Consider the following 12,751-nt stretch of genomic DNA (forward strand, 5'->3'; position numbering starts at 1 on the left):
GTGGGAGTCGGGCGAGCCCGACTCTACAAAGGCAGCGAGACCGGGCGGCGCCACTGTGTGGGGTGGGCTTGCCCCACTGCTCTTGCTTTGCCTTTCGTCGCTTCGCCTGGCGTGGGAGTCGGGCGAGCCCGACTCTACGAGGGCGTCAGGTGGCGGGTGGGGTGCCGTAGACCTCGGTGGCGGCCTCCTGAAGCGCCTTCAGCACCACGCGCGCGCCGGGCGAGAGCAGCCAGTCGGTGCGGGTGATGAGGCCGAACGAGTCCATCCTGCAGGACAGCTCCACCGGCACCATCCGCACCATGTCGTGCCTGGCGTAGTGGCGGGCCACATCGACCGGGACCACCGCCATGTAGTCGCTCTCCTGCAGCATCTTGGAGATGAACACCAGCGCGGTGGTCGACAGCACCTGCTTCGGCGGCTGCAGGCCGGCGCCGCGGAACATCAGTTCGAAGCGGTGGCGCAGCACGCTGCCTTCCGGCGGCACGATCCAGCTGCCGCGGGCCAGCTCGGCCAGGTCGATGGTTTCCAGGGCGAGGATCGGGTGGCCGGGGCGGGCGATCGCGCAGATCTCCTCTTCGGCCAGCGCCTGGTAGTGCAGGTGGCGCTTGTCGTGGCCCTCGAACAGGCGGCCGACCAGGAAGTCGATGCGGTTCTGCTCCAGCCGTTCCAGCAGCACGTCACTGCTCTCCACCAGCAGCGACACGCGCAGGTCGGGGTGCTCTTTCGCCACCCGCGCCAGGGCGGTGGGCAGCAGGCTCATCGCCGGGCCGGCGATGGCGCCGATGGAGACGCTGCCGGCGTAGCCGCCCTTGAGCGCCTCGATCTCCGCACCGGCCTCGCCGAGGCTGGCCAGGGCGATGCGGGCGTGGCGGATCATGGTCTCGCCGTACCAGGTCGGGCTCATGCCGCGCGGCAGCCGCTCGAACAGCGGCACGCCGATCATTTCCTCGAGGTCCTTGAGCAGCTTGGACGCGGCCGGCTGCGACATCGCCAGCGATTCGGCGGCGCGGTGGATGTTGCCTTCCTCGTCGATCGCGATCAGCAGCATCAGCTGCCGCGTCTTGAGCCGTGCGCGGACGAACCAGGGCATGTTCGGTGGCAAGCGCGCCCCCCTCGATAGCAATGTTTATATATGTTATGCACGAAAATGGATTGGATGCATATGCCTGCGATGGGCAGAATGGCCGAAGGCGCGTTTCCGTCCCTTTCTCTCTCCGAAGGACGGCGTGCCTACCAATCCACGGGCGGGCGGAGGGGCGATGCGACTGATCCAGCTGCTGGACGACGGCGGCAACACGCGGGTCGGAGTGGTGGACGAGGCGGGTGCACGCGTGCGCCTGCTCGATGGCGTCGACTCCACCTATGCGCTGGCCGGCGCTGCGCTGGCTGCCGGTCGCAGCCTCGATGAACAGGTCGCCGCCACGCCCGGCCAGGAAACGCTGGATTACCCGGCCCTGCTGCAGGCGGGGCGCGTGCTGCCGCCGCTGCACCATCCCGATCCGGCGCACTGCCTGGTCACCGGCACCGGCCTGACCCACCTGGGCAGCGCCGCGGCCCGCGACGCCATGCACCAGAAGCTGCAGCAGCAGGCCGAGGACGGCACCCTGACCGACTCGATGCGCATGTTCCAGTGGGGCGTGGAAGGCGGCATCCCCGCGCCCGGCCAGGCCGGCGTGCAGCCGGAATGGTTCTACAAGGGCGATGGCGGCATCGTCGCCGCGCCGGGCGCGCCGCTGTCCTCGCCGGATTTCGCCCTCGACGGCGGCGAGGAGCCGGAACTGGTCGGCCTGTACCTGGTCGGCCCGGACGGCACCCCGCACCGGCTCGGCTTCGCCATCGGCAACGAGTTCTCCGACCACGTCACCGAGCGCCGGAACTATCTGTACCTGGCCCACTCCAAGCTGCGTGCCTGCGCGGTGGGCCCGGAGCTGCGGACCGGGCCGCTGCCGCAGGACCTGCGCGGCACCAGCCGCCTGCGCCGCAACGGCGCGGTGGTCTGGGAAAAACCCTTCCTCACCGGCGAGGCCAACATGTGCCATTCGCTGGAGAACCTGGAGTACCACCACTTCAAGTACGCCGCGCACCGCCGTCCGGGCGACGTCCACCTGCATTTCTTCGGCACCGCCACGCTCAGCTTCGCCGACGGCGTCCGCGCCGAGCCGGGCGACGTGTTCGAGATCGAGCTGCCGGAGCTGGGGGCGCCGCTGGCCAACCCGCTGCGTACGGTGCCGGCAGGCTTCGCACCCGGCGGGGTGGGCGCGCTGTAAGGTGCGTGGACGCGCGCCGGCCGCGGGCCGGATGCGCCACTGGAATTGCGACAGGAGAAGCATCGTGAGCGAACAGCGCTTCAGCAGCTACATCGCCGGCCAGTGGGTCGAGGGCGATGGCGCGCACCCCGACGAGAACCCGTCCGACCTGGGCACCCCGGTCGGCCAGTACGGCACGGTCGACGGCGCGCGCACCGGGCAGGCCGTCGAGGCGGCCGCGGCGGCGCTGCCGGCGTGGTCGCTGTCCAACCCGCAGCAGCGCGCCGACATCCTCGACTTCGTCGGCAGCGAGATCCTGCGCCGCAAGGAGGAACTGGGCCGGCTGCTGGCGCGCGAGGAGGGCAAGACCCTGGCCGAGAGCATCGGCGAGGCCGCCCGCGCCGGGCAGATCTTCAAGTTCTTCGCCGGCGAGGCCCTGCGCATCCCCGGCGAGAAGCTGGCCTCGACCCGCCCCGGCGTGGACGTGGAGATCACCCGCGAGCCGGTCGGTACCGTCGGCATCATCGCGCCGTGGAACTTCCCGCTGGCGATCCCGGCATGGAAGATCGCCCCGGCCCTGGCCTACGGCAACACCGTGGTGTTCAAGCCGGCGGAGATCGTGCCCGGCTGCGCCTGGGCGATCGCCGAGATCCTCTCGCGCGCCGGCCTGCCGGAAGGCGTGTTCAACATGGTGCTGGGCAGCGGCAAGGTGGTCGGACAGGCGCTGGTCGAACACCCGAAGCTCGACGCGCTGACCTTCACCGGTTCGGTGCCCACCGGCCACGCGCTGCTCAAGCAGGCCGCCGCGCGCGCGCTGAAGGTGCAGATGGAGATGGGTGGCAAGAACCCGCTCATCGTGCTGGCCGATGCCGACCTGGACAAGGCGGTGGAGTGCGCGGTCAACGGCGCCTTCTTCTCCACCGGGCAGCGCTGCACCGCCTCCAGCCGCCTGATCGTGGAGAACAGCATCTACGACGCCTTCGTCGAGAAGGTGCGGGCACGGCTGGCGAAGGTGAAGGTCGGCGATCCGCTGGAGCAGGGCGTGGACATCGGTCCGGTCGCCAGCCAGGCGCAGCTGGACACCGACCTGTCCTACATCCGCGCCGGCCACGAGGACGGCGGCGAGCTGCTCGCCGGCGGCGATCGCGTGGAGTGGAAGACGCCGGGCCACTTCCTCGCGCCGACCCTGTTCGCGGCCAAGCCGTCCGACCGGGTCGCCCGCGAGGAGATCTTCGGCCCGGTCGCCGCGCTGCTGCGCGCCGACGACTACGAGCACGCGCTGGCCTTGGCCAATGACACCGAGTACGGCCTGTGCGCGGGCATCTGCACCACATCGCTGAAGCATGCCACGCACTTCAAGCGCAACGCGCAGGCGGGCATGGTGATGGTCAACCTGCCGACCGCAGGCGTGGATCCGCACGTGCCGTTCGGCGGGCGCAAGGCTTCCAGTTACGGACCGCGCGAGCAGGGTCGCTACGCGGTGGAGTTCTACACCACGGTCAAGACCGCCTACACCGCGGCCTGAGCCGCATCCCCGCAGCCGCACGCTGGAGGGCGTGCGGCACGCCGCAAGGCGGCGGGGCCACAGGAGCATCGAGGGAGGAGCGATGAAGAAGGGTTTCATGCGGTTCGCCATGCTGCTGTGCGCACTGGCGCTGGCCGCCTGCGGCAAGGGCGGCGGCGAAGCGGCCGATGGCGCGATCACCGTGGGCTTCAGCCAGGTCGGCGCCGAGAGCGAGTGGCGCACCGCCAACACGCGCTCGGTGAAGGAAGCGCTGGCGGCGCCGGAGTTCAACCTCAAGTTCTCCGACGCGCAGCAGAAGCAGGAGAACCAGATCAAGGCGCTGCGTTCGTTCATCGCCCAGGGCGTGGACGTGATCGCCTTCTCGCCGGTGGTGGAAACCGGCTGGGAGACGGTGCTGCGCGAGGCCAAGGCCGCCGGCATCCCGGTGGTGCTGACCGACCGCGCCGTGGATGTCGCCGACGATTCGCTGTACGTGACCCTGATCGGCTCGGACTTCGTCGAGGAAGGCCGCCGTGCCGCGCGCTGGCTGCTCGAGGACAGCGAAGGCCAGGCCGGCCCGATCCGCATCGTCGAGCTGCAGGGCACGGTCGGTTCGGCCCCGGCCAACGACCGCATGAAGGGCTTCAAGGAAGTCATCGACGCCGACCCGCGCTTCCAGATCGTGCGCTCGCAGAGCGGCGACTTCACCCGCGCCAAGGGCAAGGAAGTGATGGAAGCCTTCCTCAAGGCCGAGGGCCGCGACGGCATCGACGTGCTGTTCGCGCACAACGACGACATGGCCATCGGCGCGATCCAGGCGATCGAGGAAGCCGGGCTGAAGCCGGGCGAGGACATCCGCATCGTCTCCATCGACGGTGTGCGTGGCGCGTTCGAGGCGATGAAGGCTGGCAAGCTCAACGCCACCGTCGAGTGCAACCCGCTGCTCGGCCCGCAGCTGGCGCAGCTGATCCGCGACGTGCACGCGGGCCGCGAAGTGCCCAAGCGGGTCCAGGTGGAGGAGGGCGTGTTCACCCGGGACCAGGCCGAAGCCGAGCTGCCCAACCGCAAGTACTGAGCACCCTCGCAATGCAGGCCCTCCGCCGCCCGCGCATGCACGCAGCGCCCGTAGCGCGGCCAAGCGAAGCGCATCCGGGGAAAGGGAAGCGGCACACGCTCACGCTCCGGCCGGCGCGCAAGGCTGGTCGTTGCCGGGCCTTTGCACCGGGCGCGATGGCGTCGGCCGGGAGTCGCGCTTGAGCGCGGTGGTCCTGCACGCGCAGGGACTGTCCAAGCGCTTCGGCGCGACCCGGGCGCTCGACGGCGCCAGCCTGTGCCTGCGCGCCGGCGAGATCCACGCGCTGATGGGCCAGAACGGGGCAGGCAAGTCGACCCTGATCAAGCTGCTGACCGGCGTGGAACGGCCCGACGCCGGCAGCGTCACCCTCGACGGTCGTGCCATCGCCCCGGCCACGCCGCTGGAGGCGCAGCACGAAGGCATCAGTACGGTTTACCAGGAGGTCAACCTCTGCCCGAACCTGTCGATCGCCGAGAACCTGTTCGCCGGCCGCTATCCGCGCCGGTTCGGCCTGATCGACTGGAAACGCGTGCGCCGTGAGGCCCGCGCGCTGCTGGCGGAGCTGCACCTGGACCTGGACGTGGACATGCCGCTGTCCTCGTGCCCGGTGGCGATCCAGCAGATGGTGGCGATCGCCCGCGCGCTGGGCGTGTCGGCGAAGGTGCTGGTGCTGGACGAGCCGACCTCGAGCCTCGACGAGGGCGAGGTGCGCGAGCTGTTCGCGGTGATGCGCCGGCTGCGCGAGCGCGGCATGGCGATCCTGTTCGTCACCCATTTCCTCGACCAGGTCTACGAGGTCTCCGACCGCATCACCGTGCTGCGCAACGGCGCGCTGGTGGGCGAGTACCTGCCGTCGGAGCTGCCGCAGGCCGCGCTGGTGCGGGCGATGGTGGGGCGCGAGGTGGAACTGGCCGGCGGCCGCGACGCCGCCGCGCCGGCGCCCACGGACGCGCCGGTAGTGGTCGAGGCGCGTGGTCTCGGCCGTCGCGGCAGCCTGCATCCGGTGGACCTGCAGCTGCGCGCCGGCGAAGTGCTGGCGCTGGGCGGCCTGCTCGGCGCCGGGCGCACGGAACTGGCGCGGCTGCTGTTCGGGCTGGATCGCGCCGGCAGCGGCGAACTGCGCGTGGACGGCACGCCGGTCGAACTGCACCATCCGGCCGATGCGGTGGCGCGCGGGCTGGCGCTGTGCCCGGAGGAGCGCAAGACCGAGGGCATCGTTGCCGGGCTGTCGGTGCGCGAGAACATCATCCTCGCGCTGCAGGCGCGCCGCGGCTGGCTGCGCGCGCTGTCGCGCGCGACCCAGGTGAAGCTGGCCGACCAGTACGTCGCCCTGCTGGGCATCCGCACCGCCGACATCGAGACGCCGGTGGGCGCGCTGTCCGGCGGCAACCAGCAGAAGGTGGTGCTGGCGCGCTGGCTGGCCACGCAGCCGAAGCTGCTGATCCTCGACGAACCGACCCGCGGCATCGACGTCGCCGCCAAGCAGGAAATCATGGCCGAGGTACTGCGCCTGGCCCGCGAGGGCATGGCGGTGCTGTTCATTTCCGCCGAGATCGAGGAACTGACCCGGCTTGGCGACCGCATCGCGGTGCTGCGCGAGCGCCGCCTGGCCGGCGAACTGCCCGGCGGCAGCGACGGCGACCAGGTCCTGGAACTGATCGCGGGGCAGGGCTGATGCAGGACATGGCTGCCGATACGGCCCGACCCTCGATCCTGCGCCGCGCCTTCGGCCATCCGCTGGCCTGGCCGCTGCTGGCGCTGGCGTTGCTGCTGGTCGCCAACGGCGTGTTCAATCCCGGCTTCCTGGCGCTGGAGTGGCGCGACGGCCGGCTGTACGGGAACCTGGTCGACATCGCCAACCGCGCCGCGCCGCTGATCCTGGTTTCGCTGGGCATGACCCTGGTGATCGCGGTGCGCGGCCTGGACATCTCGGTGGGCGCGGTGCTGGCCATCGCCGCCACCGTCGCCGCCTGGACGATCACGCGGATGACCGCGGGAGGGGCGACCGGGCTCGGACCGCTGTTCGCCGCGATCGCCGCGGCGCTGGCCGCGGCCACGCTGTGCGGCCTGTGGAACGGCCTGCTGGTGGTGAAGGTGGGCATGCAGCCGATCATCGCCACCCTGATCCTGATGGTCGCCGGTCGCGGCGTGGCGCAGCTGGTCAGCGACGGCCAGATCCTGACCATCTACTACGCGCCGTATGCCTTCCTCGGCGGCGGCTTCCTGCTCGGGCTGCCGTTCGCGCTGTTCGTGGTCGCGGCGGTGTTCGTGGTGCTGAAGCTGCTGCTGGACCGCACCGCGCTGGGCCTGTTCGTGCGCGCGATCGGCCACAACCCGCTGGCGGCGCACGTGGCCGGCGTGCGCGCCCACGCGATCACGCTGTCGCTGTATGTGTTCAGCGGCTTCTGCGCCGGCCTGGCCGGGCTGCTGGTCAGCTCGAACGTGGCCAGCGCCGACGCCAACAATGCCGGCCAGCTGCTGGAACTGGACGCGATCCTGGCCGTGGCCCTGGGCGGCTCGGCGCTGACCGGCGGCCGCTTCAGCCTCGCCGGCAGCCTGGTCGGCGCGCTGATCATCCAGGCGCTGACCACAACGATCTACGCCATCGGCGTGCCGCCGCAGGTCAATCTCGTGGTCAAGGCGCTGCTGGTGCTGGCGGTGCTGCTGCTGCAGACGCCGGAGTTCCGCGCGCGCCTGCGGGCGCTGGTCACCCGTCCGCTGCGGGGTGGAGCATGAGCGCGATCCCGCTCCGCGTGATGCTGCGCAGCGCCGGCCTGTCGCGGCTCTGGCGCGACCCGCGCCTGGTCTCGCTGGCGGTGACCATCCTCCTGTTCATCGGCATGTCGGTGGCCGGCGGCGTGCTGTACGACGGCTTCCTGCGCCCGCAGGTATTCCTCAACCTGTTCATCGACAACGGCTTCCTGCTGGTGGTCGCGGTCGGCATGACCTTCGTGATCCTCACCGGCGGCATCGACCTGTCGGTCGGCGCGGTGGTCGCCTTCAGCACGGTGCTGCTGGCCAGCCTGGTGCAGCGGCATGGCTGGCATCCGCTGCCGGCGATCGCCGTGGTGCTGGCGGTGGGGACGATCTTCGGGGCGCTGATGGGCACGCTGATCCAGCGCTACCGGATGCAGCCGTTCGTGGTGACCCTGGCGGGCATGTTCCTCGCCCGCGGCGCGGCCACCCTGGTGAGCGTCGAATCGATCGGCATTACCCACCCCTTCCACGTCGGCATCGCCGGGATGCGGATCCCGCTGGGTGGCGGCGCTTCGCTGTCGGCCAGCGCCGTGGTCGCGCTGCTGGTGGTGCTGGCCGGCGTGCTGCTGGCCGGACGGACCAGCTTCGGCCGCGCCGTCTACGCCATCGGCGGCAACGAGACCTCGGCGCGGCTGATGGGCCTGCCGGTCGACCGGGTGCTGGTGAAGGTCTATGCGCTCAGCGGCTTCTGCTCGGCGCTGGCCGGGGTGCTCTACACGTTCTACATGCTCAGCGGCTACAGCCTGCACGCGAGCGGACTGGAGCTGGACGCGATCGCCGCGGTGGTGATCGGCGGCACCCTGCTGGCCGGTGGCGCCGGCAGCGTGTGGGGCACGATGTTCGGCGTGCTGGTGCTCGGCCTGATCCAGACCCTGATCGTGTTCGACGGCACGCTCAGCTCGTGGTGGACGAAGATCGCCATCGGCGTGCTGCTGCTGGCGTTCTGCCTGCTGCAGCGGCTGCTGGTGCGGACCAGCGCGGCGGGTGGAGGCGGACATGGCTGAGGTGTTGCGTCGGGTTCGCGGGCTGCCGGCGCGCACTGCGCGGGCGGTGGTGGCGATGGCGCTGCTGGCCGTCTGGGTGCCGCTGCAGGCCGCCGCGGCATCGCTGGGCGATGTCCCCAGCCCGGACGGCCGCCTGCGCGTGGAGATGGCGCTGGACGATGCCGGGCGGCCCATGTGGCGCCTGCTGCGTGAGGGACGCGAAGTCGTCGCGCCATCGCCGCTGGGCATGGTGGGCGAGGGCGTGGACCTGTCCCAGGGACTGGTCTTCGCCGGCGTGGATCCGGTGCAGCCGGTGGCCGACGACTACGAGCTGCTGTCGGGCAAGCGCCGCCACAACGAATACCGCGCCAACCGCCGCGTGTTCCGCTGGAAGGACGCGCAGGGCCACGGGCTGGCCGTGGCCTGGCAGGTGTCGAACGACGGCGCCGCGTTCCGCTACGAGCTGGAACACCCGGTGCCCGGGCTGCAGACCTGGAAGCGAGACGCGGCGACATTCCGCCTGCCGCCCGGTGCGCACGCTTGGCTGCAGCCGATGGCCGAACCCAAGACCGGCTTCGCGCGCACCAATCCCTCGTACGAGGAGTACTACCTGCAGGACGTGCCGGTGGGTACTCCGACGCCGATGGGGCATGGCTGGGTGTTCCCCGCGCTGTTCCGCAGCGGGGACGACTGGATCCTGCTGAGCGAAGGCAGCCTGCGCCGCGGCGATGCCGGCAGCCGCCTGCTCGATGGCGCGACTCCGGGCGAGTACCTGATCGGCTTCCCCGACGGGCGCGAGGCGCTGCCGGGCGGAGCGGCGCTGCCGTGGATTGGGGCGTTCCCGTGGCGTTCGCCGTGGCGCATCGTCGCGGTGGGCGGCCTGGCCACGGTGGTCGATTCCACCCTCGGCACGGACCTGGCCGATCCGCCGGCAGTGGCTGCGCCTTCGGTGTCGGGCAAGGCCTCGTGGAGCTGGCCGCTGCTGGGCGACGACCACACCGTGTTCGAGGTGCAGAAGCAGTTCGTCGACTACGCCGCGCGCATGGGCTGGCGCTACACCCTGGTCGATGCGCTGTGGGACACGCAGATCGGCGAGGACAGGATGCGCGAACTCGTCGAGTACGCGCACGGCAAGGGCGTGTCCGTGCTGGTCTGGTACAACTCGGCCGGCGACTGGAACGACGCCCCGCAGACCCCGCGCGGCCGGCTGCTGGACCATGCCAGCCGCGTGCGCGAGTTCGACAGGCTCAAGGCCATGGGCGTGGCCGGGCTGAAAGTCGACTTCTTCGGCGGCGACGGCTCGTCGATGATCGCCTACTACCTTGACCTGCTGGCCGACGCTGCCCCCTACGGCTTCCAGATGAACTTCCACGGCGCCACGCTGCCGCGTGGCTGGCAGCGCACCTGGCCGCACCTGCAGACGATGGAGGCGGTGCGCGGACTGGAATTCGCCACCTTCGAGCAGGCCAATGCCGACCGCGTGCCCGTGCACGCGGCGACCCTGCCGTTCGTGCGCAACGTGTTCGACCCGATGGACTTCACCCCGCTGGCGATGGTCAAGCTCAACGACCGCGTGCAGCGCCGCACCAGCCCGGCGTTCGAGCTGGCGCAGTCGGTGCTGTTCGTTTCCGGCATCCAGCACTATGCCGAGACCGCCGAGGGCATGGCGCAGGTGCCGAAGTACGTGCGCGCCTTCCTTTCCGGCCTGCCGGAAGTGTGGGACGACAGCCGCTTCCTCGACGGTTACCCGGGGCAGTACGCGGTGTTCGCGCGCCAGGGTGGCGGTCGCTGGTTCGTGGGCGGGATCAACGCCGGCCCCGGGCCGCGCAAGCTCATGCTGGACGCCGGCAGGCTGGGCGGCGGCGTGCAGCGCGGCCTGCTGATCGTCGATGGCGACGATGCGCCGGGCTTCGCCCGGCGGCGCGTCGAGTTCGGGCCCGGGAAGCCACTGGAACTGGAGCTGCCGGCGGCCGGCGGGTTCGTGCTGCAACTGGACTGAGCGGCGCCTCACGCGTCGCGCCGGGAGGTGAGTGATGGTGTTTGCGCGACTGCTCCTGCTGCTGTCCCTGCTGGTAGGCGGCGCATCCGTCGTGGCGGCGCCGGTCTCCTGGACCGCCGACAACGGCAACGGCACCTACACCAACCCGATCTTCTACGACGAGTTCTCCGACCCTGACCTGATCCGGGTCGGCGACTGGTTCTACATGACCGGCACCACCATGCACGCCGTGCCCGGCCTGCCGTTGCTGCGCTCGCGCGACCTGGTCAACTGGGAATTCGTGTCCTATGCGCTGACGGAGTTTCCGCCGGGGCCCGAATACCGGCTCGAGGAAGGGAAGGACCTGTACGGCCAGGGCATCTGGGCACCGGTGCTGCGCCATCACGACGGCCGCTTCCATATCTTCGCCAACATCAACGAGCGCGGGCTGCACGTGTTCACCGCGGAAGATCCGGCGGGACCTTGGACGCATAAGGTGATCGACCGCAACCTGCACGACCTGTCGGTACTGTTCGACGACGACGGCCGGGTCTGGGCGGTGTTCAACTACAACGAGGTGCGCCTGGTCGAACTGGAGCCGGACCTGTCCGGCGTGGTCGAGGGCAGCGAACGGGTGATCATCCCGGCCGGCCAGGGCATGGGCGAGGGCCACCACTTCTACAAGGTGGACGGGCGCTACTACATCATCAGCGCCAACTACGCCCCGGTCGGGCGCATGCAGGCCGCGCGCGCCGACAGCCTCGACGGGCCGTGGGAAACGGTGGCGATCAGCGCCAGCGAGAGCATGGGTTTCCAGCGGGGCTGGTGGGAGAGCAGCGTCGGCCAGCGCTCGCCGATCCCGGCCGACGGCGCGCGTTTCTCTTCGCACAGGCCCGGCGACAACGAACTGGGTGCGGTGCCGCTGCACCAGGGCGGCATCGTCCAGGCGCCGGACGGCAGCTGGTGGGGCTTCTCGATGATGGACCTCAAGTCCATCGGCCGGACCACTTTCCTGTCGCCGGTCACCTGGCACGAAGGCTGGCCGTACTTCGGCCTGCCGGGCAACCTGGGGCGCTCGCCGCGCACGTGGACCAAGCCGAAGGTCGATGTGGATGTGAAGCCGCATGCGCCTTACCGGCGCAGCGATGACTTTTCCGCCGCGCAGTTGCAGCCGGTGTGGCAGTGGAACCACCAGCCGCAGGACGGCAACTGGTCGCTGCAGGAACGCCGCGGGCACCTGCGCCTGCATGCGCTGCCGGTCGATGGCTTCCTGCACGCGCGCAACACGCTGACCCAGCGCGTCGTGGGCCCGGAAGCCACGGCCACCGTGGTGCTGGATGCCGGCGGTTTGCAGCCGGGCGATGTCGCAGGGCTGGGCGTGCTGAACATGCCGGCGGCGTGGCTGGCGGTGGTGCAGGAAGACGGGCGGCGCGTGTTGCGCTGGTACTCGCAGGCGGAGGATCGCCGTATCGATGTGCCGTTGCCGCAGGCACGGGTCTACCTGCGCCTGCGCGGAGACCACGACGAGGACCTGGCCTGGTTCTCCTGGAGCGTGGACGGGCGCGAGTTCCACGACATCGGCACGCCGGTGCGGCTGCCGTACCAGCTCAAGACCTTCCAGGGTTCGCGCTACGCGCTGTTCGCGTTCAACAGCGCCGGCCGCGAGGGCGGGCATGCCGACTTCGACCGCTTCGACCTGGTCGAGCCGCTCGCCGACCGTTCGCGCAATATCCCGCTGGGGCAGGTGGTGACGCTGGAGAACCTGGGCGATGGCAGCGTGGCCACGGTGCACCCGCTGGGCGTGCTGCAGCCGCTGCCGGCCGATGCGGAGAAGGCGAAGTCGCCTGCGGCCCGGTTCCGGGTTCATGATCGCGGTGGCGGCCAGGTGGCGCTGGAGGCGTTGGATGGCAGCGGCTTCCTGACCGTGGCCGGCATCGGCCTGTCCGCCGACGTGCGCCTGCTGCCGGAGCACCCGGTCGACAGCCGCTTCATGTGGCAGGACCTGCTGCGCGGGCAGTTCATGCTGCTGTCGATGAAGACCCACCGTTACCTGGGCATCCTGCCGGGGACTGGCGAGCCTTACGCGGCGGATCGTCCGGGCACGCGGCCTGACCGGCGCGATGGGACGGTGCTGGTGTGGAGGGCGGTAAAGGGGCAGTAGCCCGGATAAGGCGGAAGGCCGCATCCGGGGATGGGGCGATGTGTTGT

General features: G+C 70.6%; 9 protein-coding genes. 8 read left to right on the forward strand and 1 reads right to left on the reverse strand.

Annotated features, from left to right (window positions below; translation table 11 throughout):
- Nucleotides 1-145: 145 nt before the first annotated feature.
- Entirely contained in the window at nucleotides 146-1,102 is a 957-nt protein-coding gene (locus M503_RS0100005; protein ID WP_028920593.1) for a LysR family transcriptional regulator, read from the reverse strand.
- A gap of 157 nt (nucleotides 1,103-1,259) precedes the next feature.
- Between M503_RS0100005 and araD1 the strand changes: the two genes are divergently transcribed.
- The 8 genes from araD1 (at nucleotide 1,260) to M503_RS0100045 (ending at nucleotide 12,704) form a co-directional block, all read left to right on the forward strand.
- Nucleotides 1,260-2,267, forward strand: a complete 1,008-nt coding sequence (gene araD1 / locus M503_RS0100010) for an AraD1 family protein (RefSeq protein WP_028920594.1) — start codon at nucleotides 1,260-1,262, stop codon at nucleotides 2,265-2,267.
- A 64-nt stretch (nucleotides 2,268-2,331) separates the two neighbouring features.
- The gene (locus M503_RS0100015; RefSeq protein ID WP_028920595.1) at nucleotides 2,332-3,771 is read left to right on the forward strand and encodes an aldehyde dehydrogenase family protein; all 1,440 of its coding nucleotides are present in this window, start codon (nucleotides 2,332-2,334) and stop codon (nucleotides 3,769-3,771) included.
- Nucleotides 3,772-3,853: 82 nt separating this feature from the next.
- Nucleotides 3,854-4,825, forward strand: a complete 972-nt coding sequence (locus tag M503_RS0100020) for an ABC transporter substrate-binding protein (protein ID WP_028920596.1) — start codon at nucleotides 3,854-3,856, stop codon at nucleotides 4,823-4,825.
- 187 nt (nucleotides 4,826-5,012) lie between these two features.
- Nucleotides 5,013-6,500, forward strand: a complete 1,488-nt coding sequence (locus M503_RS0100025; RefSeq protein ID WP_231472283.1) for a sugar ABC transporter ATP-binding protein — start codon at nucleotides 5,013-5,015, stop codon at nucleotides 6,498-6,500.
- A gap of 8 nt (nucleotides 6,501-6,508) precedes the next feature.
- Complete coding sequence (locus M503_RS0100030) at nucleotides 6,509-7,561, forward strand: ABC transporter permease (RefSeq protein WP_428992237.1); 1,053 nt, start codon at nucleotides 6,509-6,511, stop codon at nucleotides 7,559-7,561.
- Complete coding sequence (yjfF, locus tag M503_RS0100035) at nucleotides 7,558-8,586, forward strand: galactofuranose ABC transporter, permease protein YjfF (RefSeq protein ID WP_028920599.1); 1,029 nt, start codon at nucleotides 7,558-7,560, stop codon at nucleotides 8,584-8,586. The genes M503_RS0100030 and yjfF overlap by 4 nt, the downstream gene beginning before the upstream one ends.
- Nucleotides 8,579-10,564, forward strand: coding sequence for a glycoside hydrolase family 97 protein (locus M503_RS0100040; RefSeq protein ID WP_028920600.1), 1,986 nt, complete (start codon nucleotides 8,579-8,581; stop codon nucleotides 10,562-10,564). The genes yjfF and M503_RS0100040 overlap by 8 nt, the downstream gene beginning before the upstream one ends.
- 34 nt (nucleotides 10,565-10,598) lie before the next feature.
- A complete protein-coding gene (locus tag M503_RS0100045; RefSeq protein ID WP_028920601.1) occupies nucleotides 10,599-12,704 on the forward strand; it encodes a glycoside hydrolase family 43 protein in 2,106 nt (701 codons plus the stop codon).
- The last annotated feature ends 47 nt before the right edge of the window (nucleotides 12,705-12,751 follow it).

It is taken from the genome of Pseudoxanthomonas suwonensis J47 (assembly GCF_000513955.1).
Lineage (GTDB): Bacteria > Pseudomonadota > Gammaproteobacteria > Xanthomonadales > Xanthomonadaceae > Pseudoxanthomonas > Pseudoxanthomonas suwonensis_C.